The following is a 23,708-nucleotide window of genomic DNA, read 5'->3' as shown; positions in this document are numbered from 1 at the left end:
TTACACTCCGAGAATTTTTTAACGCTTCGGATCGCGTATGCGCTTATCGAGATGGAATGTTGCCCAATGAATCGGATACGCAAAGATCAGCTGAAACAGAAGCAGGATCAGGAGTACGCGCCCCATATGCAAAAACGGATTGAAATGATAGCCAAGCAAATACACGATAAACGCTGAAATCACATATTTTGCAAAAGTTGCCGCCAAGGATGCTGTAATTGGTAAGAAGAACTGCTCCTTGAACACGCGGTCGGAAAATCGTCCGAAGAAAAGACCAATGAGAGTCAATGTAAAGGCATGCAGACCAAAAAACGAACCTACACTGAGATCTTCCATCATTCCCAAAAGAAAGCCAACGAATCCGCCCCAGACACTGCCGCGCAGAAACGCATAGGAAACGGTCGCCAAAAGGAGTAGGTCAGGCACCACGCCATACACAGCGATGAGCGGCAAAAAAGACAATTGGAGAATAAAGAGCACCACAAAAAACAAGATAAAGAATTTATATCTCTTCACTGCGCCGCCGCCTTTGTCTGTGTTGCAGAGATCTGCGCCGCCGCTGCTGCACCTGGACTTAGCGGCATGGGCTGAATCGGCTCCGGCGGTGCCTCTCGTGATGCTGTGATGATCGCAACATCTTCGAGCCGCTGGAAATCCACTGCCGTCTCGAGCAATGCAACCTTTAAGAGGCCAGTGTCATCACTGTGCTGGGAAACAATCTGCCCTATAGGAATCCCCTTGGGATAGATCCCGCCGAATCCGGAGGTAATGACAACATCACCATCCTTGACATCCGCATTGCGCGGAATGTTTACCATCTGTGGCATATAGGGATTGTCCATCGTCCCCGTGACAATTCCTGTCACACGAGATTCTGTACGCTGAACGAGAGTCCCAACAGAGGAGCGCACATCTAGGATCAGCTGAACTTTAGACGAGATCGGAGCAACCTCCGTCACACGTCCCACAAGCCCCTTGCCTGTCACCACAGGCATGTTCTCACGCACCCCGTCCTTCGAACCACGATCTACAACGATCGTACTCGTCCAGAGTGCTGCATCCCTCCCGATCACACGCGCGGCAAGGAGATCAAACTGCTGTGCTGACTGCTTATACGCAAGAAGTTCACGCAGACGTGCATTTTCCGCCGCATATTCCTCTGCCATCGTGTTCTGCTGCCGCAGCTGTTCGATCTCATTCTTGAGCATCTTATTCTGCTCGTGGACCGTAGCGATTTCCCAGAGATTCGCTGTCACACGATGAACCTGCTGCCCCAGATAGGAAAAGGCCATCTCAAAGGGCGCCAACACAGTACCCACGGTATTGGTCGACGCAGTCGCCTGAAAGCGACCGCGCGCAGCAAAGAAAATAACACAGAAAAGCGCAAGCAGGACGAAAAGCAATGCCCAGATCTTGCGTCCCGCCTGCCTTGCCCGTCCAATTCGGTCAATCATTGCTTCAATTTCTTCGAGGACATAACAACATTCTTGAGCAGGCCAATGTTTTCAAGCGTCCGTCCCGTTCCTTCGCCGACACAGGAAAGTGCATCCTCGGATACCAATACTGGCATGCCAGTCTCATGGGAGAGGAGTTTATCCAGATTCATGAGGAGAGCACCGCCGCCTGTCATCATGATACCGTGATCCATGACATCGGCAGCGAGCTCCGGCGGAGTCTTTTCAAGAGTTCCTTTCACTGCATCGATGATTTTGTAGATTGGCTCATTCAGCGCCTCACGAATCTCCTTCGCATGGATGGTCAGCGTCTTTGGCAGACCGCTCACCAGATCTCGCCCGCGAATATCCATCGTCCGGTCAGTATCTGGAGTCACGATAGCCGTCCCAACGGTGATCTTGATTTCCTCTGCTGTACGCTCACCAATCATAAGATTATACATTCGTTTGATATACTGCACGATGGACGAATCCATTTCATCACCGCCAATACGAATGGAGCGACTCGTCACAATGCCGCCAAGCGAGATCACAGCAATCTCTGTCGTACCTCCACCGATATCAACGACCATACTTCCCGTTGCTTCCTCCACAGGAAGTCCCGCACCGATTGCGGCAGCCATTGGCTCTTCGATCAGATAGGCCTCACGTGCTCCGGCCTGCTGTGCGGCATCAATCACGGCACGTTTCTCCACCTCTGTAACACCTGAGGGAACTCCAACCACAACACGAGGGCGTACAAATGATTTCGCTCGCATCGCCTTGCGAATGAAATATTTCAGCATCGCCTGCGTCACATCGAAGTCTGCAATGACACCATCCTTCATTGGACGGATTGCAACGATATTGCCAGGCGTGCGCCCAATCATCTGCTTTGCTTCTTCGCCTACCGCAAGCACATCCCCCGAATCACTCTTTATCGCAACAACGGACGGCTCTCTCAGAACGATTCCGCGCCCCTTGACATGCACCAACGTATTTGCCGTACCGAGGTCAATCCCCATATCGTGTCCACCAAAAAGACCAAACATTGTAAATGGAGTCTCCTTCCACCAGATGAGATGTATCTGCTCTATAATTCCATATGCACTGCCTATCAGACGTGCAGAATCAGTATAGCATAAGCAAGTTTATTTTTCCATGAGATTTTTAGGGGGAACGGATGGATTGACATGCAATTCTTCTTCCATTTATGTCATTTAGGACGATCTGACCATATTCCTTGACGGATGTGCGCCTTTCCTCTATAATAAAAATAATTATATAAACTGCATAAGGAGACGGATGCGAATGGATATTCAGTCAAGATTGTTGACAGTGGATTTTTATAATTGCAAAGCAGAAAAATGCAGCGATGAAGATGCATTGCGCACAAAAGTCTCCCAGGCTCTCAGAGAACTTGATCTTATCCCCCTGCAAATCATCAGCGATGTACAGGAAAGCGGCCACATCTCCCTGATGGCACTTCTGCCGGACGGACACCTTGCACTCCACACACACCCAGAGCTGCGTCATGTCTCACTGGACATCTATCTTTGTGCGGAAGATGCCGCACTTGACCCAATTGCCCAAGTCATGCGCAAAGCACTGCAGCCAGAGAAAACAAAGAGTACCCATCTGCGGCGCGGCGATTTCCGTTCCCCTGCCGAGATTCGCCCAAAGACCACAACACGTGTAGCCCCCATCCGTAAAATTAAAAGTACGGGAGCAAAGGTCATCCGCATCCTCGCTCGCCGCAATCGCGGATAACAGTACAAATACAAAGTGACATGTCCTCTCTAAGAAGGAGGCCATGTCACTTTTTGTTTTCAAATACTTCATCAGACCTTATCAAGTGATTCGATCGAAGAGCGTAAGGTTTACAAACCATCGAGCGGTATCTGATCAGTTGTCTGACGCATTCACCTGCTGACACTCCGGGCAATAGCCGAAGAAATACATCTGCTGAGAAACAATGCGATATCCTGTCACCGCTGAGACATTCTTGTCAAGCGAGGGAAGCGAAGCGATGGGAACATCTGAGACTTTGTCACAGGCAATGCAGCGAACATGTGGATGTGCTGAGATATCCGCATCATAACGGAAGGCTTCCTCCCCCACGTTCAACTCCCGCACAATGCCGATCTCACAGAATGCGTCAAGCGACTTATAAACGGTCGCAAGACTCATCGTCGGGTAGTTGGGGCGGAGCTCCTTATACAGCGCTTCTGCCGTAGGATGTTCCTTCGACGAAGCCAACACCGAATAAACAGCAAGCCGCTGCGGCGTCACTTTTTTCTTATTTTGACGCAAAATATCCGTCACTTCGCCCAGGGTCAACATCATGTGTTCACTCATAATTGTTCCTACTTTTCATGTTCTCAAAACTAAAATCATTATTATTTATGTATCATAATACTCTATTCAAAAACTCCTGTCAATAGTCCCATCATCTTCTTTATACAGAATCCTCTCCTTTTACGCTCTTCAAAAATCATGCTATAATAGGGAAACATAAAATCAAGTGAAAGAAAGGTCTGATCTCATGCGTATCTCCGAGATTCCCGCTGTGATCGCAGAGGAACTCTCCATCCGCCGACAGCAGGTCGAGTCCGCCATCACTCTTCTTGATGAGGGGAATACCATCCCGTTCATTGCACGTTATCGCAAGGAGGCGACCGGCTCACTCGAGGACGAAACGCTGCGTCAACTGGAAACACGTTTGAACTATTTGCGCAGCCTCGTCACCCGTCAGGAGGAAATACTCGCACGCATTGAGGAACAGGGAAAGCTGACCGACGAACTGCGTGCGGAGATTGAGACAGCGGAGAAACTCCAACGCCTTGAGGATCTCTACCGTCCCTATAAACAAAAAAAACGCACCCGCGCATCCATTGCACGTGCACGAGGACTCGATGCGTTGGCAAATGCCATACTGCTCCAGCAGGTGACAAAGGGAACGCCAGAGGATTATGCCATTCCATATGTAGACACCGAAAAGGAAGTTCCAGACACTGCTGCCGCTCTTGCAGGAGCACGTGACATTCTTGCCGAAACCATAATGGACGACGCTGAGCTTCGCCGCCTTGCACGTGAACGATTTTGGAAGGGTGCTGCCCTAGAGACGACCCTGAATACGGATGCTGAGGATGCGCAGGTCTTTCAGATGTACGACGGTTACACGGAACCTGTCCGTACACTCCCCTCTCATCGCATTCTTGCCATCAACCGCGGTGAAAAGAAAAATTGCCTCTCTGTGCGCATTGCCATTGATCATGAAGCAAATATCACGTGGATATACAAACGGATTTATGCACATCCCTCGATTTTCTCAGATGAACTGCACGCAGCGGTCGAGGATGGATACAAGCGCCTGCTCGTGCCTTCTCTTGAGCGTGAGCTGCGCACACAGCTAACCGAAGCAGCTGAGGAAAAAGCCATCACGATATTTGGTCACAACCTTCGCCAGCTTCTCCTTCAGCCTCCGCTGGTGGGACATACTGTACTCGGGCTAGACCCAGGCTATCGCACCGGATGCAAGGTCGCTCTTGTCGACGCGACAGGCAATGTACTCGCAAGCGGGGTCATTCAGGTCACAAAGAGTGACGGAGAACGTCAATCTGCAGCTCAGGTGCTCCTAAAACTCATCCGTACACACAACGTGACACTCATCTCCATTGGCAATGGTACGGCATCCTATGAAACGGAGCAGTTCGTTGCTGCGCTTATTCGGGATTACGATCTCAAAAACGTGCATTATCTTATCACAAATGAGGCAGGAGCCTCCGTCTACTCTGCCTCGCAGCTCGCAAAGGAGGAGTTGCCTGACTACGATGTTACGATCCGCGGTGCAGTCTCTATCGCGCGCCGTGTACAGGATCCGCTTGCCGAACTTGTAAAGATTGACCCACAGGCAATCGGCGTTGGACAGTATCAGCACGATGTCAGCCAAAAGCAGCTCAAGGAGACATTGGACGCCACGGTGGAAGACGCCGTAAACCATGTCGGTGTTGATCTTAACACCGCATCACCCGCTCTGCTAAACCGTATCGCGGGCATAAACTCCTCCATTGCAAAAAACATTGTCACCTATCGCAACAAGAACGGACGCTTTACAAACCGCAAGACGCTTCTCAAGGTATCTCGTCTCGGCGAAGCTGCCTTCACCCAATGCGCAGGCTTTCTGCGTATTTATGAGGGAGAAACACCGCTTGACAGCACTGCGGTTCATCCGGAATCCTACGGACTCGCACGCTCAATATTGAAAGAGCTCGGTGCGACAGAGGACGATCTGCGTGAGCGTACAAAACTCCCATCACTCGCCCTTAAAACCTCACAAATACCGCCTGAGGTGCTCGCAAATCAACTTGGAGCCGGAGTTCCAACCGTCACGGATATTCTAAAAGCAATCGCGCGCCCTGGCCGTGATCCGAGGGAAGAACTTCCTCCTCCTCTTATGCGACAGAATATTGTAAAGCTCTCCGACCTCTCTGTTGGAACCATCCTCCCCGGTACCATACGCAACATTACAGATTTTGGCGCTTTCATCGATATTGGTCTGAAGCAGGCAGGACTCCTTCACATCTCGGAGATGAGTCATCGCCGTGTGCGTCACCCGCTTGATGTTGTTTCCGTTGGCGAGGCACTTGATGTTATGATTATCAACATTGACGAGGAACGGGGCCGCATTGGCCTCTCTCTCAAACGCATAAAAAAGGAAAAATCACGGGCATGAATCTTCTTGAACACACGATTAGCTCCATACGTATCCCAGATCCGACAGCTGCCGAAAGTGTTGACGCAGCATTTACAAAAAAAATGAGTGTAGACTTTGGGCGATTGAAAGCCGCCCTCCTTCGGTATATCCGCATAACAGGCGAGCGTCACCCCGCACATCCACAGACAAGGGTTGTAATCTCCTGTGCCGACCATGGTGTCGCCGCTGAAAGTGTTAGTGCATATCCACCTGAGACGACGCTGAATATGATGTGCAACTATCTCATCGCACGCGGGGGTGCGGCAAATGCTGCAGCAAACTATGCGGGCGCAGATCTGATTGTCGCTGATCTCGGTGTCAATACAGAAAGCACAGATATTCCAGGCCTGCGTCATCACAGCATTGCCCGCGGTACAATGAATATGACAAAGGGCCCTGCTATGACCCGTGCTCAGGCAATTGCATCCATAGAAACGGGCATTGCCCTTGCAAATGAATGCGCAGATGCAGGCGATCGCTGTATTCTGCCTGGAGAGATGGGGATCTCCAATACGACCTCGAGTGCAGCCATTGTTGCATCGTTTCTTGGACTGATACCCGAGGAGGTCACAGGGCGTGGTGCTAACATCTCCGATGAACGTCTCGCACACAAGGTTGAGATTGTCCGTCGCGCACTCGAGATCAACCTTCCTGACCCGCACGACGGTCTGGATGTCCTCAGCAAGGTTGGCGGTTTTGAGCTTGGCTGCATTGCAGGGCTGATCCTTGGCAGTGCCGCACGTGGCATGCTTGTCATTCTCGACGGCGCAAATACGACCTCCGCAGCACTCGTTGCACATGCTCTTGCTCCGTCATGCACCCACTACCTTCTTGCCTCTCATGCTTCACTGACAGAGCACTCGCATCCGCATGCACTCCGTCACCTTGGGCTCACCCCCATGCTGCGCCTCGACATCCGCCTGAGCGAGGCGGCAGGATCATCGATTGCCCTGCGGATGTTAGGACACATGTTGAACGTGTGGGAAACAGTAGATATATCTGCAAAGGATGATTCCCCTATTGGCTCGCGGTGCGTTCCACTTTGTCCACAAGCGGAGAAAGCGGCTCCCTCTCTCCCCGACCAAGCCGCAATGGATGCATGCCAATACCGCCTCGACAATCTCGCAAAGCCCATTCACAGCCTCGGCCACCTCGAGCGCATTGCTGTCCAGCTTGCTGGAACGATGGCGAACGAGCGTCCTCCCATTGACGCACGTGCCGCCCTCCTCCTCGTCACACAGAGAGATCTGTCCAAGCAGCACGAGCAGCTGCTCACGGCGCTCACCACAGGGACAGACATTTCCGTCCATATCCTCTGCACGGCCGAAACGGAGAGCGACGCATATCGAGCAGCATATGATCTTGCCCGCACACACCCCCTTCTCATTCTCGGCACAGGTGAGTTTGACGGCAACAGAACAGCACAGGCAATTCTTGCTGACGCACTGCGAGGAGCAGCGGCGGGCAGCAGTCTCATCCTTCCCGGTGATGCAGAGGCAGAACGCGCCGCGTGCCGTGTGGAGGAGGATGCCGTAATACGCGCGCATATCCTCCACGTCCTCCCGGCAATGCTCACAATTGATGCACCACTCGCTGTCGGCGCAGCGGGACTTCTCGGTATGGAGAACGTGCGCGCCGCCCTCCATGCCCTGAATGACATGAAGACCTTTACCGAGACAAGTGTTGCCGTTGCAATCGACGGTGTCGGTGCAGGACGTCAGGTTCGTGAATAGCAAAAAATAAGGCAGAATACTTCTGCCTTATTTTTTTGCTACAGCTCCGCCTCGAGAAGTCCTCGTTTAAACACCTTGCCAATCGTTCCAAACTGGAACGTCGCAGCATCTTTGACCGTGAACCTCCCAAAGGTGTTTCCCGCACGATAGTTTGAGTTGAATGCCTCACGCATGCCGCCAGCCATATGCATCTCCTCACCATAGACTAGAAAGGGGTTCGGCACAACGGCGAAAAGAGCATTTCCAAGGGGCATTCCCCAAAAATCCGCATCACGGGTGGGCGTAACGGCGACAAAGCGCGGTTCAAGCTCAGGACGACTGAGGCGGAGCTGCATATTCGTGCAGCGCATTCCCTGAACCTCATAAAGCTTGATGAAATCATCCTGCGCTTTTTTCTTCTGAAACATGGTCCCCTGCACTTCATAGAGCGCATTATAGTCCCGCACATAGTCTGCAGTCCGTTCGGCAGGAGTGCGCTCACGCAGTTCATGCACGGGGATCTGCTCCAAAGCAGCCTCGGCAGCTTTTTTTCGTGCAGCTTCATTTTGCTTGGCACGGTCGCTCGGTGCTGCTTCCTTGCCGCCCGTCGCACGTGCATAGGTTCCTGCAGCGCGCTCCATTGCATTCGTTGCTTTGGTCTGCAGCTGTTGTTCCGAAGGGGGTGGCGGAGCCGATGCACCAGTATAGGCGCGTGATAAATCGCGCTTCAGCTCTTCATCGAGAAGATCACTCACAGAGGGAATGGTGTGGTGTGCGGCTGCATTTTCCTCAGCGGCAGCATGCTCTACTTTCGGATGCTCTTTTCGCTCACCCGTCCGTCCCGCGCCGCGTTCCACTTGCTCCAAACGCTCAATTAGTTCGTCGATACGGCTCTGCTGACGCAGCGCCATCTTTTCGAGAAGCGTGACCCGCTTCGCGAGTTCATGAATCCGTGTCAGTTCATCCGTACCCATTCGCTTGTTTACCTCTTACAGCTCAATTGCCTTTGCATTTGCAAGCGTCTCACGAGCCTCGCGTACGATGCGGTCAAGGATCACCTTCACCGGCTCGACCTCACGCAGCAGCGTCAATGTTTCACCCGCCTGTACCATGCCGTTGACAACATCGCCATCCACTGCTGCAAGTTTGTTCGTGCCAGTAGCACGATCAAGCAGCTCTTGGCGCGTAGCCTTGCCAGAGAACTCTAGGGCAACGAACTCCTCAGAGAACTTGTTCTTGACGCCACGGACAGAACCGCCAATGGTGGATCCCGTCACGATCGTATCCGTATCTACAGCCTCGATCAGCTTTGCCTTGACATTCGGATGCACAACACACTCCTCTGAAACGAGGAAGCGTGTTCCCATCTGAATCCCCGATGCCCCCATCAGAAGTGCCGCTGCAAGCCCGCGTCCATCCCCAAATCCACCCGCCATGATGACCGGCAGCTTTACCTCAGGAATAACCTGCTCCATCAGCGGCAGCGTGGAGAGCACGCCAATATGACCGCCAGCCTCCATGCCCTCGACAACGATGGCGTCTGCTCCCTTTTCCTCCACGCGCTTAGCGAGCTTGACACTCGGGACGACCGGAATGACTTTCACTCCTGCTGCATGAAGCTTTTCAAAATATGGGACGGGATTGCCCGCACCAAGTGTGACGAACGCCGGCTTCTCCTCACAGATGACATCCACAATTTCGTCCTTGTTCGGCGCCATAAGCATAACATTCACACCGAACGGACGATCGGTCATCGTGCGGCAGCGGCGAATCTCGTCACGCGTAAACTCTGTCGTACGACCACCTGTTGAAATAATACCGGCACCACCTGCATTTGAGACAGCAGCCGTGAGGTTTGCCTCAGAAATCCATGCCATACCGCCCTGCAGTACAGGAATCTCAATCCCCAAAAGTTCTTTTAAACGATTTGCCATAATAATCCCTCCATAACACTATGTTTATTATATACGCTCGATGCCTGCAACGGCATAGGCGGACATCCCTTCTCCGGCGCCCGTAAATCCGAGGCGCTCCTCTGTGGTTGCCTTGACATTGACATCGCCTACAGGGATGTCAAGCAAGTGCGCAATATTGTCTCGCATCATAGGAATATGCGGCTGGAGTTTCGGTGCCTGCGCGACAATCGTTGCATCAACATTGCCGATAGCATAGCCTTCAGCACGGACAAGACGTGCAACCTTGGCGAGCAGTTTCCCGCTGTCTGCCCCAGCAAAGCGCTCATCCGTATCGGGGAAATGCTTTCCAATATCACCGAGCGCCGCTGCTCCGAGCAATGCATCCGAGATGGCATGGAGCAGCACATCGGCATCCGAGTGTCCGAGCAGGCCTTTCTCATAGGATATATCTACACCGCCAATGATGAGCCTGCGACCTTCAGCAAGACGATGTACATCATAGCCAATGCCAAACCGCGTCATTCTCCATCCTCCTTGCGTCGCCGCACAACTCCGCCAAGCAGGCGCTTTGCCTCATTAACGGCAGTCTTCATAAGCTCGCCCGCCCCCATGTCATTGCGCAGGATTGCCTCCGCAATCACCATATCCTCGGGCGTCGTCACCTTGATGTTGCTGTATTCTCCCCTCACGATATGGACAGGAACGCCGATGCGCTCGACGAGGCTCGCATCATCCGTCCCAAGAAAATTGTCCTCGTCTGCACGGCGATTCGCTTCGATCAGAATATCCTTATGGAACCCCTGCGGTGTTTGCACCTGCCAGAGTGTGCTGCGCGGCGGCGTCGATACGACAACACCGTCCTCAGACGCAATTTTGATCGTATTCTTCTCCGGAACGGCGACAATCGCTGCCCCTTCCGCACGCACAACGCGGATGACTTCCTCGATCGTCTCACGTCGTATCAAGGGGCGTGCCGCATCATGAACAAGAACAATATCCGCCTTTTCTGAGACAAGTGCTAGACCATTGCGGATAGAATACTGTCGCTCCGTGCCGCCCTCGACAACACGCCATGGAGCAAGACCTTTGACGCGACTGAGGAGCCCCTGCACTGCGTCCATCTCATCTGCACCAACAGCAACAATCAACTCGCCGACCTCAGGCACCTTGGAAAACGTGAGCAGCGTCCGCAGAAGCATCGGCTTGCCGGCAAGGGTCAAAAAAACCTTATTCAGCCCTGCCTGCATTCGATGCGCCTGTCCCGCCGCAGGAAAAATCACACTAACCATACATTCCCCTCCTGTGCTCCATGCGATCACCGCGTCAGCTTAGCAAAGATCATACGACCTGCCGCTGTCTGAAGCGCAGAGGTCACCTCCACAGGAACAACTTCATTCATACAGCGAAATCCGCCGTCTACAACGATCATCGTTCCGTCATCGAGATAGGCCAGTCCCTGCCCATGCTCCTTACCTGGACGAACAATCTGAACCGTCATCAGATCGCCTGGAATTGCGACTGGTTTCACTGCATTTGAGAGCGCATTGATGTTCAGCACGGGAACACCACGCAGCTGTGCCACCTTATTCAGGTTAAAGTCGTTCGTAATGATTTTCCCGCCGACCTCCTGGGCAAGCTGGAGCAGCTTGGAGTCTACCTCGGTGATATCTTCGAAGTCCGCCTCCGTAACCTCCACCTTCATACGCGATTCCTTGCGAATCTTTTGCAGAATATCAAGTCCTCGCCGTCCACGCACACGTTTCAGCGAATCCGCTGAGTCTGCAATATGCTGCAGTTCCTCCAGGACGAAGACGGGGATAAGAAGAGTCCCCTCGAGAAACCCTGTCTCGCAGATATCTGCAATACGTCCGTCAATGATGACGCTCGTATCGAGCAGTTTATACTGACGCTCTGTCTGCTGAGGTTGTGCCATCACCTGTGAGGATGCACGTACCTCACGTGCGCGAGCCATCTCACGCCGAAAACGCGGGATGAAGTCAAAGACGGCCGCCAGCTCCTCCTGCTTCTTCACCATGATGTGAGCGCCGAGATAGCCAAGCACAATGCTGAACATAATAGGAATATAGTCGCCGACAATCGGTATCATAGAGAACGAATCGCCGAGAAGGCGCGCAATGATGAGTCCAATAAAAAGTCCGATTGCCCCTGCGATTACATCCCTGGTTGGCATTTTGCCAAGCTGTACCTCCACCCATACAGAGAAGCGCCGAAGGCGTCCTGTGAAGAATGGAGCGAGCGGATAGCCAATCATCCCGCCGAGAACCGTGCCAAATAGAATACAGACGAGCCCCGCTGGAGAAAGGCCAAGTACACCAAACTCGACATGCCAAAACGGCGCAGAGAAATACTCACTCACCGATGGTATCACAAGTTCGAAGAGGGTTCCTCCAATAATCGCCATCATGAGCACGATGAAAAACCGTAATACACGATCGAATAACAAACATTCACCCCCCTCGTATGAGCAGGTTTAGAACCTCTGTCAATAGAGTTCTTCTCAACTCTTTTAGTATAATAAAAAAAGTTCGCATTGTCAAAACACACCTCTGACAAGAACATCAATAATGTAGTATTTTCCTATTGACATCCGTCTGTATCGTCCTATAATGATAATCGTGTTCATATTATTTATCATGGATGAAAGGATATATTTGCCATATGTCATTCAAAGGAAAAATGAAACAAGGGCGATATGCCTTGCTGACCGCAGCCGTGCTCGCCCGTCTCGGTGCGATGCACGGCCATGCAGCAGAGGACGCTGGCGTTGGGAGCGACAAATCAAACTTTGCAGAAGGCATTCATGTGGACGTGGACTTCGATAAAGAGATGCTCAAGAACGCCCCCCTATACCAAGACGACCATTCCCGATGCCGATCTCGATCGCAGGAAGCCGCATAAGCTCTCGAATGCCCTCGCGGCGGAGCAGGGAGGCACGAACAACAAGTGATAAAAGATCATTGACATCCGCGGCGCTGAACCACGCCGCACGCTCATTCTCGTCGATGGTCGCAGACTCGCGGGAGGTCTCAGCAAATACTACGGTGCAGCAACTTCACTATCAAGGCAGGCTGCACCTGCCTCGGTGTACGTGATTGTCAGGTGGGCAATTGTCTTGAGGGGCACCCTCTCTCACGAAAAGATCGCCCTGATCTACGGCTTGTGGAATCTGATGATCGAGGAATCCTGCCACAACTTCCTCACGTTCTACACCCACATCACAAATTTGTTCAACCAATACGACCTGTATCTCGGTATGGGCGGGCGCATCTGCCGCTTTGGTATGCGCATGATGTTCTAACTTTTATAATAAAGGAGTCAATTTTATGTCAGGTTTTGAAAGTGCAGTACATCTCTTTCACAGCGGTGGGTTGGTTATGTACCCCCTGCTCATTCTCTCGCTGATTACGTTTGCGATTGCAGTGGAACGCTTCTACTACTACCGCATCAATCGCAAGGGTTCGCGTGTGTTCTTCCACGGGGTCTATCACGCTGCTGTGCAGAAGGACTTTAACACCATCGGCAAGCTCTGCAAGGAGTTCCCCTCCGCCATCAGCCGCATCATTGAGAGCGGCATGGAGAATGCCGGCACAGAGATTTCAATGAAGGGCTCGTTCTCGGATCGCATGTCGATGGAGTCGATCAACTTCCGCCGCTATCTCGACTATCTGAGTGCAATCGTCACGATTGCCCCGCTGCTTGGTCTGCTCGGCACGGTCACGGGTATGATCCAGACGTTCAGCGTCCTCGACGCAGGCGGCGGCGCAGCCGCAATTACGGGCGGTGTTGGCGAGGCCCTTGTTGCGACGGCATCGGGTCTTTGCGTCGCAATCATTGCATTCTGCGTCTACACCTACTTCAGCCATCAGCTCGACACAGTCGTGACGGATACGGAGCGTCTGTGCGCGACGATTGTCACTGCGAAGAAAGAAAGCTGGGATGCATAATGAATTTTAGCAATCACCGTTTGAAGAAGAAGCCGGAGTTCATGATTATTCCGATGATCGATATCATCTTCTTTCTGCTCGTTTTCTTCATGATGAACAGCCTGCAGACGGTCGCACAAAAAGCGCTTGCCGTTCAGCTCCCGCAGGCACAGTCTGCGACCGCGCCTGCACAGCTTCCCATCATCATGACGATAGACGAAGAGGGGCATATCACAATTGACAACAATCCCGTGAGCATCGCGGAATCTGCGGAAATCATGAAGCGCCATATGCAGGAGAACCCGAATGCGGCGGTCGTCCTGCAGGCGGACAAGCGTACGGCACACGGTCAGGTCGTTGCCGTGATGGATATGCTCAAAGGAGCGGGGGTAAAACGGCTCTCGATTGCCGCGCAGCAGAAGGGATAGATATATGGATCAACACCTCTCATGGAGAAAGGCCTATATCGTCTCTGCCGCCGTTCATCTCGTCGTCTTCATCCTCTTCGCCATCGGCCTTGCCGTCGTGGTTGCCGAAAAGGAGCAGGTCTACGAGATCGACCTGCAGGCATCTGATTTCAGTCAGGGCAGTGGGCACGCAGGCGGCGGCGGGGGCGCAGAGAACCTCTTCCCCGAACCCCTCAAGGCGGAGGAAGTGGCAAAGCGCGTCGAGACGGTGCAGCAGACCGTCCCCGTCACCACACCGACCGAGACGGCTGTCCCGACACCGGATGCAGTTAATGTTCCGCAGGCGCCCTCATCAAGCACGGATGCATCCACATCATCTGTCGCCTCGTCCTCTGAGACGGGCGACGGCACGGGCACGGGCGGCGGCAGCGGCTCAGGTACAGGAACTGGCACGGGCGACGGTACAGGAGATGGTCACGGTATCGGTGACGGTTCGGGCGCAGGACAGGGCTCGGGCGACGGCAATGTCTCCGGTACGGGCAGTGCACCATTTGATACAAACGGGTTCTGGGCGGCAGTCAACGCGAACAAGGAATACCCCTACATGGCGATGAAGCGCCGCCTCGAAGGTACGACGACAATCGTCACGACGATCAGCGCCTCTGGTGCAATCACGAGTGTCTCGGTTGCCTCCTCCTCAGGACATGGCATCCTTGACGATGCTGCAGTTGCAGCGGCATACGCCGTCGGCAGTTACCCAAACCCCACGGGCGGAACGGTATCTGTCACCACAAACGTCAGCTTTAGTATTCGATAAAATTGCAATAAAATAGCTGTGATGGAATTTTTCCGCCACAGCTATTTTATTGCAATTATTTTTCCTCAAGCAGCTGCACAAGCTCATCATAGTCCCGCTGCAGCTGCTCATACTCATCCATCATCTGCAGGACAGTGAGTGCAGCGATGCGCTGCACGTCGAAGCTGCGCACCTTCTTCGACATCTCCTTGATCCGTCGATCACTCTCTGCCGCAAGACGCTTGAGCCGTTCTGGATCATCCGTCTTGAGCTGGTAGGTCTGCCCAAACATCTCGATCACAACCCGCTGGGGCTGCTTTTTCTCCTCTGCCATGGCTCTCACCGCCCCTATGCACGCAGCTCTGCGTGAAGCTGACTCTGTGCCGCCTCGAGGATGTCCGCAAATGCCGCATCCACTTCCTCATCGGTCAGGGTCTTGTCATCGGACTGGAAATGCAGATGGAACGCCATGCTCTTCTTGCCGCTCCCGACCTGCTTGCCCATATAGACATCAAAGAGCGTCGCACCGCGGAAGAACTTGCCGCCCTTCTTCGCGATAACGCGCTCGATCTCCGCTGTTGTAAGCCCCGCATCTACGAGGATGGCGAGGTCGCGCGTCGACGCCGGATACTTCGGCAGCGACGTAATCGTATTTTTCTTCTTACGATAGCGCAGGAGGGTGTCGACCTCCATCTCAAAGACGTAGACGCTCTGCACGATGCCGAAATTCGCGGCGACGGTCGGATGAATCTCACCGAGGGTTGCGATTACGTCGCGCCCCTTCTTGAACAGCGCTGTCTTGCCGGGGTGCATCGCAAAGTGTTCGCCGCGCTCCACTGTGTACTTCTGCACGCCGATTGACGTGAGGAATCGCTCGAGAATCCCCTTCATATCGTAGAAATCGACCTGCGCGTTGTCTGTATCCCATGCAATCGGGTTGCGGCGTCCCGTAATCAGCCCTGCAACCATGAGCTTCTCGTTTGCAAGCTCCGTGACGGGCAGCGCCTTCGGGAAGAACACGGGCGCGATGTCAAAGAGCCGCAGATCCATGTTCTTGCGCGCAACGTTGCGCGCCGCATTTTCGAGAATGCTTGTGAGAAGAGTCGTACGGATGAGCGGATACTCGTCCGTGAGTGGGTTCATGATGGGAATTGCCTGACGAAGCGAGCTGTCCTCGGGAACTGCAAGCTTGTCGAGGGTTTTCTCACTCGTAAAGCTGAATGAAAGCTCCTCCGTCATACCGAGCGCGGCGAGTGTCCCGCGCATAAGGTCGACAAAGTCCTGCCGCTCGCTCGTCCTGCCCTGCTGCACCGCCCCCATCGGGAGGCGCGAAGCAATGTTGTCGTAACCGTAGAGACGCGCAATCTCCTCGGAGATGTCCTCCATCATCGTTACATCGCTGCGCCACGAAGGCACAGCAACGTGATAGACCTCAACGCCTTTCTCCTCGACGATGAAGCCGAGCGAACGGAGTGCCGATGCCATCCAGTCGCCGGGAATGTTTGCTCCAATGCGTTCTCCGACAGCACGGGCGCTGAACTCGAGGACGGTCGGAACGCGATGCTTCGGATAGACATCGACCACGCCCTTCGCTACCTTGCACGCCCCCATCTCGACGAGCAGCTGTGCGGCTCGCGTCACTGCACGCACGGTCTCCGTCTCATCGACACCGCGCTCGAACCTGCTCGAGGACTCAGAGTGCAGTCCGATGCGTCGTGCCGTTCGGCGAATCGTCGGGCCATGGAAGGATGCTGCCTCGAGGATGACCGAAGTAGTGCCCTCCGTGATCTCGGACTCCAGCCCGCCCATGATGCCCGCAAGCCCCGCGGGCTTTTCGCTGTCGGCAATGACGAGCTCATCGCCGACAGCGACACGGCTTGAATCATCCAATGTATGCAGATTCTCCCCCGCACGCGCACGACGCGCCGTGAGGCTGTGTCCTGCGACAGCGTCATAGTCATAAGCGTGGAGCGGCTGTCCGAGTTCGAGCATGACAAAATTAGTGACGTCGACCACATTGTTAATGGAGCGAATCCCCGCTCCGCGCAGGCGGTCCGCCATCCATGCGGGTGCGGGCCCAATCTTCACATCGCGCAGGACACGCGCAGAGAAGCGGCGGCAGAGTTCCTCTGCCTCGATGCCGATGTGTACAAGTTCGTCGGCACTCTCCGGAGCTGTCTCTCCCACTTTGATCGTCGGAAAACGCAGTTCCTTTCCCGTCAGCGCTGCGATCTCGCGTGCAATGCCAATGACGCTGAAGCAGTCCGCACGGTTCGCTGTCAGCTCGAACTCGAGAACAACATCATCCAGACCAAGCGCCTCAGCTCCAGGAATTCCGACAGGCGTATCCGCAGGCAGGATGTAGATGCCGTTCACCTGCTCCTCGGGCAGCCCCTCGGTATCAATAGCAAGCTCTCCCGCTGAGCACATCATGCCGTTTGAGGCAATGCCGCGCAGTTTGCCCTTCGATATCTTCTTCCCATCGGGCAGGACAGAACCAACCGTTGCGACGGGAACGATATGCCCCTCGCGCACGTTGGATGCACCCGTCACGATCTGAATCAGTTCATCTTTGCCGATGTTCAGCTGACAGACAAGGAGATGGTCGGAATCCGGATGCGGTGTGATCTTCTCGATGCGCCCCGTGATGACCTTATCGAGCCCCTCATCCGCACGCACAATGCGCTCGACGGGAACGCCCGCCATCGTAAGGCGGTCTGCGATTTGCTCTGCTGTCTCGTCGATGTCCACATAGTCTTTCAGCCATTTGATGGAAACCTGCATAGTCCCGCCTCCTTAAAATTGATGTAAGAAACGCACGTCGTTGTCGTAGAACAGGCGCAGATCATCCACACCGTAGGCGAGCATCGCAATGCGCTCGACGCCCATGCCGAACGCGAAGCCCGACACCTGCTCCGGATCGTAGCCGCTCATGCGCAGGACATTCGGGTGCACCATGCCCGCGCCGAGGATCTCGAGCCAGCCCGTCCCCTTGCACACACGACAGCCTGCTCCGTGACAGGCCGAGCACGAGATGTCAACCTCGGTCGACGGTTCTGTAAACGGGAAGAAGCTCGGACGGAACCGCACCTTTGCATCCGCATCGAAGAGCTGATGCAGGCAGAGCTCAAGCGTACCCTTTAGATCGGCAAAGGAGATGCCCTTGTCGATGACCAGCCCCTCCACCTGCGTGAACATCGGGGAGTGCGTCGCATCATAGGAGTCACGGCGATAGACACGGCCGGGCGCAATCATGCGAATCGGCGTGTTCGGCTCGTTCTTCTGCATTGTACGCGCCTGCACGGGCGAAGTCTGCGAGCGCAGAAGAATATCTTCCGTGATGTAGAACGAGTCCTGCATGTCGCGTGCAGGATGATCCTTCGGCAGATTCAGTGCCTCGAAGTTATAGTAGTCGCTCTCGATCTCGGGCCCCTCCTCGATGGTAAAGCCCATCTGCAGGAAGATCCTCTTGATGCGGTCGAGGGTGATCGTGAGCGGATGCAGATGCCCCACAGGTGCTGTGCGTCCCGGCAGGGTCACGTCGATCTGCTCAGCGGCAATCTTATCCGCGAGCTCTCTATGTGCCAGCTCCTCGGACTTCGCCGCAAGCAGTTCTTCGAGCTCGGCCCGCGCCTCGTTGACAATCTTGCCGATGCGCGGGCGCTCCTCCTGTGCGAGGGCGCTCATGCTGCGCAGGAGAGCCGTCATCTCCCCCTTTTTTCCAAGGAATTTCACACGTATATCATTGAGTTCACTAAGGCTCTCCGCCGTCTCCGCAATCGCGGCACGGGCGCGTTCCCTGAGTTCTCTGATCTTCTCGTCCATATCGTCCTCCTGTATGTGCACGAAATGATGGCGTTTTTATACATTCTTTCGATTCATTTGATAAAAATACCACTGTTCAGTTTACCATATTTATCTGAAAAAATCCAGATTGACGCGCAGATTCGCACGTTCAAAGGAATTGAAGAACCCTCTTTTTTATAGTATGCTATAGAGAGATTCTCAAAGAAGTGGCATCCCCCCACGTACACCACACAAGGAGGTTCCTATGGACACACTCATCAAGAGCATGACAGAACTGCTCACTCAGCCGGCCAGTCTCTTCACCCTGCTTGCCGTGCTCATCTTCATCCTCGGCTATCTGCAGATGCGCCGGATCCATTTCACGACAGGCATGCTCATCAACGTCGCTCTGATGCTTGCGCTGACGATTGTGCTGCATCAGCTGCGGCTCTTCCATATGCCGCAAGGCGGCAGCATTACGCTGGGGGCGATGGTGCCGCTGCTCTTCCTCACCTACCGCTACGGCGCGGGCATAGGCTGCCTTGCGGGCTTCCTCTACGGCATGATAAATCTCATGCAGGACGCATTCATCGTCCACCCGCTGCAGGTGCTCTTTGACTATCCGCTGCCCTATATGGCACTAGCCATCGCCGCTGCCGTGCCGGGACGCCTCTACGCGGGCGCAGCACTTGCTTTTTCGGCGCGCTTCCTCTGCCACTACATCTCCGGGGTCGTCTTCTTCGGCTCATATGCCCCGCCGGACATGTCACCCTATCTCTACTCTCTGGTGTTTAATGCAACCTACCTCGTGCCTGAGGCGGTCATCTGCCTTGTGATCCTGCGCATCCTTCCCGTTCCTCGTCTCCTTGCCGCGATGGATCAAAGGACGCCACTCTATGGTGCAAAGCTGACACAGTAATCTTAGGGAAGCACTGATAAATTCAGCCCTGTCATCTTGACGTATCTTTTTTGCCAGAACTGTGTCGGCAAATCCTCCACATAGCTTTGGCTATCGTCCGGTTTGTCTCCTTGTTCGGACGAAAAAATCTACGCCAATCTGACGGACTTCATTTTATCAGCGATTCCCTAGCTATCCTCATACGTGCGCACACGCAGCGTCAGGCCACGCTCCGCACAGATCTTGCGGCAGAGCGCAATCTCCTCCTCATTCTCGACCTTCTCCACGACGGTGAGCACGACGTTCGGCACATAGGGCTTGCAGTGCTCAGCAAATGCCAGCATCGCCTCATAGGAGGAGATGCCGAATTTCGAGCGCGTGAGTGCGAGATAGCGCTCCGCATTCGAGGCGTTAAGGCTGATGGATATGGTGTCGAGCAGTCCTGCAAAGCGTTCCGCGAATTCGCAGCCATGCTCAAGCTCCCCGAGTCCGTTCGTGTTGACGCGTGTCGGCACATCGGGATGCTGCTCCTTCACGCGGCGCAGAACAGCAAGCACGGTATCGAGACGAATCAGCGGCTCGCCAAAGCCGCAGCAAACCACCTCACACACATATTCCCACGGCAGGCGGTCGAGTTCTGCAATGATCTCCTCGACAGACGGATCCCGCTCGATCCACAGGGAGGATTCCTTTGCCATCTCCTTCATGCTGCGCAGGCAGAAGACGCAGTCACAGTTGCAGTCATTTGTGATATTGATGTAGACGGCACGCTTGCCCTCCGGCTGTTCCCGAAGGCTCTCCTCGATGGGGAGATAGCGCCCGCCCGCATGTGTGGCATATACAATCATAAGATTCTCCTATCATACACAGAAATGAGAAAAGCTGCCGCATTGCGACAGCTTATTTTGTTTGCAGTGTTACAGTGTCGTAAGCTCACTCATAAACTCCTCGAATGGGAGCCCGTAGTTCCACGGCAGATCCAGCTCCTCGGCATACGCAAGGCAGTGTCCGATAAACGCCGCCGCGCGCCGTGCCCCCTCCTCAATGGGAATACCGCGCACAAGCGCCGCTGCCACAATCGCAGCAAAGGCATCACCCGAACCGGAGCGGTCGCGCCCGACCTTTGCGTTGTCAAAGGCATACCCATGCCCCTCTGCATAGAGATAGGTACGCACGCGATCCCCCGCATGCAGGCCTGTAATGATGACATCATGCGGCCCCATCGCTGCAATTGCCGCCGCCATCTCTGCAAGTTCTTCTTCCGTCACCAATCCGTTTGCAGGATAGTCCGTGCCAAGCAGCTGACACGCCTCCGTAAGGTTCGGTGTCACCACATCCGCATACGGAAGCAGCTGGCGCATCTTCGCACAGAGCTCCGGCGTATAGGAGGAGTAAAGCGTGCCGTTGTCTCCCATCACAGGGTCAACAATGACGCATGTATCCCGCCCCTTGAAACGCGCAATACACTCCAAAACGACCTCAATCTGCCGCTCCGACCCCAGAAAACCCGTCAAGATCGCGTCAAAATCGAGGGCGTTCGCCGCCCAATTCTCCATATAGGGGCGCATACGTTCCGTATAGTCGTCGATGTAGTGATTCGGAAAACCCGTATGCACGGAGAGAATTGCCGTCGGAAGAGGACACGCCTGCACGCGCATCGCAGAGATCAGCGGCAGCTGTACTGTTACAGAGCAGCGCCCAAATCCCGTGATGTCATTGACGAGGGCAATTCGTTTCTGCCGCGCCATCAGCGGTTATCCACCCGTTCCGGCACGCGGTCGTGCATGGACAGGCGCTCCCAGGCGAGCTGCTCGTATTTCGTCCCAGGCATACCGTAGTTCGCGTAGGGATCAATCGAGATGCCGCCGCGCGGCAGGAATTTTCCCTGCACCTCGATGTATTTTGGCTCCATCAGATGAATAAGATCACGCATGATAACATTGACCACATCTTCATGGAAGTCCCCGTGATTGCGAAAGCTCACGAGATAGAGCTTCAGTGACTTGCTCTCGACCATGCGCTCAGCGGGCATATAGGAGATGTAGATCGTCCCGTAGTCCGGCTGCCCCGTGATCGGACAGAGCGTCGTGAACTCGGGGCAGTTGAACCGCACCCAGTAGTCGTGATCCGCATGTTTATTTTGAAATGTCTCAAGCGCCTCGGGCGCGTAGTCATAGCCATAGTCCGTGCGCTGCTGTCCGAGAAGCGTCAGCCCCTCCTGTGTCTTGTCTCTTGCCATTACATCCCCAAGAATTTCTTTTCAAATACATCCTGCGGCTCGGGACGACCAAAGAGATAGCCCTGTATCGTATCCGTCTTGCAGATCTTCACGAGACAGTCATACTCGTCCTGCTTCTCTACACCCTCGATGCAGGTGGTCATGCCGATGCTGTGGCAGAGATCCACCGTGTACTCCACAAGCTTCTGGTCGAAGTGGTTCTCAAGGATCCGTATGACAAAGGCACGGTCGATCTTTACGATGTCGCAGTTCAGATTCTTCAGCGACGAGAGCGAGGAGTAGCCCGTACCGAAGTCGTCCATTGCCACCTTGATGCCGTGGCTGCGGAATACATCGAACTGGGCATTGACAAACTTCAGATCGCTGACAATCTTGCTCTCCGTGAGCTCAAGCACAACGGCATCCGCCGGCATATCGTGCCGCCGCAGACAGTCCTCTACAAACTCAAGGAAGGAGAGATCCTTGATCTGCTCGTAGCTCATGTTGACACTCATGTGGAAATCCGGAATGCGCTTCCGCCATTCCTTGCAGACGCGCAATGCCTGCTCGAAGATCCAGCGCCCGACGGGCACAATCGTCTTGGTCTCCTCCAGAATGCGAATGAACTCCATCGGTGCGACCATGCGCCCCTTGCTGTTTTTCCAACGGAGCAGTGTCTCCGCGCCCACAAGGTGTTGATCGTCCCCCGCCACCTGCGGCTGGAAGTAGAGCTCGAAGTTGCGGCAGCCCGCCTTGACATCCTGCAGGATCTGCTCCTGGATCGTCAGGGAGCGTAGCCAACGGTTGTAGACTTCCTTCGAGAACTCATTGATGCGATTCTTTCCGCCCGACTTCGCAGCGTCGAGTGCTGCCTGTGCATATTTGTGCAGGACGAGCGGGTCACGCGCCGACTGCGGATAGAACACCATGCCCGCCGACACAGTGACGATGTACTGACGCCCGTCATACATCTGCGGATGCGCGAACTCACGCTGCACGCGGATAAAGAACTCCGTCAGAAGATCCGCATCAGCCCCCGGATAGATGAGACCGAACTCATCGCCGTCAAGACGATAGAGAGAAAGCTTGCGCGGGATATTCTGAAGGATGCGCTCAGAGATCTGGCGCAGGATGATATCGCCAATCTCATGGTTGAACGCCTCGTTGACCGTACGGAAGTTATCGATACCCATGACGAGGAGTCCGCCGCTCCCGCCTGTCTCACGTGCCTCACGCAGTGCCTCGCCCAGATCTTCAATGAACTGATAGCGGTTGAGGAGTCCCGTGACAGAGTCTGCAGAGTTGCGGCGTGCGAGCTGGCTGATCGTCCCGACGAAGAGATTCGGCGTTCCATCCTCGGAAGTACCGATCTTCCCCTTCAGACGCAGCCACGAAAAATCTCCCTTTGCATCCTTCATGCGGAAGTCAAGCTGACGATCTCGCCCCTCGGCCAGGCTGCCGAGCGAGGAGAAGAGCTCCGCAAGGGACTTTCGATCCTGCAGATAGACAAGCGGCGTCAGTATGCCAGCGATATCCTCCATCGTCTCTGCGGGGAGGTCATACGCCTGAACGAATGCCGGAGCCGCAAGAAAAATGCCGGCAGCAGGGTCCATCAAAAAGGTATAATCAGAGGTCGTATTCTTCATCAGATCAAAGATGAACTTATGCCGTTTGAGCACAGGGCTCAGTGCAATTCTCTTCTTTCCGCTCATATTCCCTTCCCTCGCTTTTCACACACTTCTACCCTCATCCACGAAAATGATTTTTCTTTTTTTGATATTATATACCTTTTCTTGTTTACACGCAACCAGACAATCCGCTGATTGCACGGAACACAGGCCA

Annotated in this window: 25 protein-coding genes; 9 read left to right on the top strand and 16 right to left on the bottom strand. The window is 54.2% G+C overall.

Going from position 1 to position 23,708, the window contains the following annotated elements; translation table 11 throughout:
* Nucleotides 1–18: 18 nt before the first annotated feature.
* From mreD to HMPREF1992_RS01140, 3 genes are read right to left on the bottom strand one after another with little or no spacing between them, the layout of a single operon-like run.
* Entirely contained in the window at nt 19–516 is a 498-nt protein-coding gene (gene mreD, locus HMPREF1992_RS01150) for a rod shape-determining protein MreD (protein ID WP_021683970.1), read from the bottom strand.
* Complete coding sequence (mreC, locus tag HMPREF1992_RS01145; protein ID WP_021683969.1) at nt 513–1,454, bottom strand: rod shape-determining protein MreC; 942 nt, start codon at nt 1,452–1,454, stop codon at nt 513–515. Before mreC ends, mreD begins: the two co-directional genes overlap by 4 nt.
* Nucleotides 1,451–2,485, bottom strand: coding sequence for a rod shape-determining protein (locus HMPREF1992_RS01140; RefSeq protein WP_021683968.1), 1,035 nt, complete (start codon nt 2,483–2,485; stop codon nt 1,451–1,453). The genes mreC and HMPREF1992_RS01140 overlap by 4 nt, the downstream gene beginning before the upstream one ends.
* Before the next feature lie 259 nt (nt 2,486–2,744).
* Here HMPREF1992_RS01140 and speD point away from each other — a divergent pair, with 259 nt between their 5' ends.
* The gene (gene speD, locus HMPREF1992_RS01135; protein WP_021683967.1) at nt 2,745–3,203 is read left to right on the top strand and encodes an S-adenosylmethionine decarboxylase; all 459 of its coding nucleotides are present in this window, start codon (nt 2,745–2,747) and stop codon (nt 3,201–3,203) included.
* Between the two features lie 135 nt (nt 3,204–3,338).
* Here speD and HMPREF1992_RS01130 read toward each other — a convergent pair whose 3' ends face one another.
* Nucleotides 3,339–3,791, bottom strand: a complete 453-nt coding sequence (locus HMPREF1992_RS01130; RefSeq protein WP_021683966.1) for a Fur family transcriptional regulator — start codon at nt 3,789–3,791, stop codon at nt 3,339–3,341.
* 187 nt (nt 3,792–3,978) lie between these two features.
* On the opposite strand from HMPREF1992_RS01130, the gene HMPREF1992_RS01125 reads away from it, so the two are divergent.
* Nucleotides 3,979–6,168, top strand: a complete 2,190-nt coding sequence (locus HMPREF1992_RS01125; RefSeq protein ID WP_021683965.1) for a Tex family protein — start codon at nt 3,979–3,981, stop codon at nt 6,166–6,168.
* Complete coding sequence (locus HMPREF1992_RS01120; protein ID WP_021683964.1) at nt 6,165–7,922, top strand: nicotinate-nucleotide--dimethylbenzimidazole phosphoribosyltransferase; 1,758 nt, start codon at nt 6,165–6,167, stop codon at nt 7,920–7,922. Before HMPREF1992_RS01125 ends, HMPREF1992_RS01120 begins: the two co-directional genes overlap by 4 nt.
* A gap of 38 nt (nt 7,923–7,960) precedes the next feature.
* On the opposite strand, the gene HMPREF1992_RS01115 is transcribed toward HMPREF1992_RS01120, so the two are convergent.
* From HMPREF1992_RS01115 to HMPREF1992_RS01095, 5 genes are read right to left on the bottom strand one after another with little or no spacing between them, the layout of a single operon-like run.
* The gene (locus tag HMPREF1992_RS01115) at nt 7,961–8,875 is read right to left on the bottom strand and encodes a hypothetical protein (RefSeq protein WP_021683963.1); all 915 of its coding nucleotides are present in this window, start codon (nt 8,873–8,875) and stop codon (nt 7,961–7,963) included.
* Between the two features lie 15 nt (nt 8,876–8,890).
* A complete protein-coding gene (locus HMPREF1992_RS01110) occupies nt 8,891–9,835 on the bottom strand; it encodes a nitronate monooxygenase family protein (protein ID WP_021683962.1) in 945 nt (314 codons plus the stop codon).
* 27 nt (nt 9,836–9,862) lie between these two features.
* The gene (gene ispF / locus HMPREF1992_RS01105) at nt 9,863–10,339 is read right to left on the bottom strand and encodes a 2-C-methyl-D-erythritol 2,4-cyclodiphosphate synthase (protein WP_021683961.1); all 477 of its coding nucleotides are present in this window, start codon (nt 10,337–10,339) and stop codon (nt 9,863–9,865) included.
* Entirely contained in the window at nt 10,336–11,106 is a 771-nt protein-coding gene (ispD, locus tag HMPREF1992_RS01100; RefSeq protein WP_021683960.1) for a 2-C-methyl-D-erythritol 4-phosphate cytidylyltransferase, read from the bottom strand. Before ispD ends, ispF begins: the two co-directional genes overlap by 4 nt.
* 26 nt (nt 11,107–11,132) lie before the next feature.
* Nucleotides 11,133–12,281, bottom strand: coding sequence for a PIN/TRAM domain-containing protein (locus HMPREF1992_RS01095; RefSeq protein ID WP_037357928.1), 1,149 nt, complete (start codon nt 12,279–12,281; stop codon nt 11,133–11,135).
* 215 nt (nt 12,282–12,496) lie between these two features.
* Here HMPREF1992_RS01095 and HMPREF1992_RS11580 point away from each other — a divergent pair, with 215 nt between their 5' ends.
* From HMPREF1992_RS11580 to HMPREF1992_RS01070, 5 genes are all read left to right on the top strand, one after another.
* Nucleotides 12,497–12,736, top strand: a complete 240-nt coding sequence (locus tag HMPREF1992_RS11580; protein WP_021683957.1) for a hypothetical protein — start codon at nt 12,497–12,499, stop codon at nt 12,734–12,736.
* 214 nt (nt 12,737–12,950) lie between these two features.
* Entirely contained in the window at nt 12,951–13,136 is a 186-nt protein-coding gene (locus HMPREF1992_RS11575; protein ID WP_037357925.1) for a hypothetical protein, read from the top strand.
* Nucleotides 13,137–13,161: 25 nt separating this feature from the next.
* Entirely contained in the window at nt 13,162–13,782 is a 621-nt protein-coding gene (locus tag HMPREF1992_RS01080; RefSeq protein ID WP_021683954.1) for a MotA/TolQ/ExbB proton channel family protein, read from the top strand.
* Complete coding sequence (locus HMPREF1992_RS01075) at nt 13,782–14,189, top strand: biopolymer transporter ExbD (protein WP_021683953.1); 408 nt, start codon at nt 13,782–13,784, stop codon at nt 14,187–14,189. Before HMPREF1992_RS01080 ends, HMPREF1992_RS01075 begins: the two co-directional genes overlap by 1 nt.
* Nucleotides 14,190–14,193: 4 nt before the next feature.
* On the top strand, nt 14,194–14,985 hold the full coding sequence (locus HMPREF1992_RS01070; protein WP_021683952.1) for an energy transducer TonB: 792 nt from the start codon (nt 14,194–14,196) through the stop codon (nt 14,983–14,985).
* Between the two features lie 55 nt (nt 14,986–15,040).
* Here HMPREF1992_RS01070 and HMPREF1992_RS01065 read toward each other — a convergent pair whose 3' ends face one another.
* Genes HMPREF1992_RS01065 through pheS form a run of 3 tightly spaced genes read right to left on the bottom strand, consistent with a single transcriptional unit; the run spans nt 15,041 to nt 18,789 of the window.
* Nucleotides 15,041–15,298, bottom strand: coding sequence for a cell division protein ZapA (locus HMPREF1992_RS01065; protein WP_021683951.1), 258 nt, complete (start codon nt 15,296–15,298; stop codon nt 15,041–15,043).
* A gap of 14 nt (nt 15,299–15,312) precedes the next feature.
* Entirely contained in the window at nt 15,313–17,748 is a 2,436-nt protein-coding gene (pheT, locus tag HMPREF1992_RS01060; RefSeq protein ID WP_021683950.1) for a phenylalanine--tRNA ligase subunit beta, read from the bottom strand.
* A gap of 12 nt (nt 17,749–17,760) precedes the next feature.
* Nucleotides 17,761–18,789, bottom strand: coding sequence for a phenylalanine--tRNA ligase subunit alpha (gene pheS / locus HMPREF1992_RS01055; protein WP_037357921.1), 1,029 nt, complete (start codon nt 18,787–18,789; stop codon nt 17,761–17,763).
* Nucleotides 18,790–19,015: 226 nt separating this feature from the next.
* Here pheS and thiT point away from each other — a divergent pair, with 226 nt between their 5' ends.
* Nucleotides 19,016–19,669 (top strand): energy-coupled thiamine transporter ThiT, encoded by a 654-nt coding sequence (gene thiT, locus HMPREF1992_RS01050; RefSeq protein ID WP_021683947.1) that lies wholly within the window; start codon nt 19,016–19,018, stop codon nt 19,667–19,669.
* A gap of 167 nt (nt 19,670–19,836) precedes the next feature.
* On the opposite strand, the gene HMPREF1992_RS01045 is transcribed toward thiT, so the two are convergent.
* The 4 genes from HMPREF1992_RS01045 to HMPREF1992_RS01030 form a co-directional block, all read right to left on the bottom strand.
* Entirely contained in the window at nt 19,837–20,496 is a 660-nt protein-coding gene (locus HMPREF1992_RS01045; RefSeq protein ID WP_021683946.1) for a TatD family nuclease-associated radical SAM protein, read from the bottom strand.
* Nucleotides 20,497–20,565: 69 nt separating this feature from the next.
* A complete protein-coding gene (locus HMPREF1992_RS01040) occupies nt 20,566–21,396 on the bottom strand; it encodes a pyridoxamine kinase (RefSeq protein ID WP_021683945.1) in 831 nt (276 codons plus the stop codon).
* Nucleotides 21,396–21,887: a preQ(1) synthase gene (gene queF, locus HMPREF1992_RS01035; protein ID WP_021683944.1), complete on the bottom strand. Its 492-nt coding sequence runs from the start codon at nt 21,885–21,887 to the stop codon at nt 21,396–21,398. Before queF ends, HMPREF1992_RS01040 begins: the two co-directional genes overlap by 1 nt.
* The gene (locus tag HMPREF1992_RS01030; protein ID WP_021683943.1) at nt 21,887–23,578 is read right to left on the bottom strand and encodes a bifunctional diguanylate cyclase/phosphodiesterase; all 1,692 of its coding nucleotides are present in this window, start codon (nt 23,576–23,578) and stop codon (nt 21,887–21,889) included. The genes queF and HMPREF1992_RS01030 overlap by 1 nt, the downstream gene beginning before the upstream one ends.
* Nucleotides 23,579–23,708: the final 130 nt, after the last annotated feature.

Source organism: Selenomonas sp. oral taxon 892 str. F0426 (assembly GCF_000468035.1).
In the GTDB taxonomy this organism is placed as follows: Bacteria; Bacillota; Negativicutes; order Selenomonadales; family Selenomonadaceae; genus Centipeda.
The sequence above is the reverse complement of the archived record's forward strand: the minus strand, read 5'-3'. Positions and strand labels throughout refer to the sequence as shown.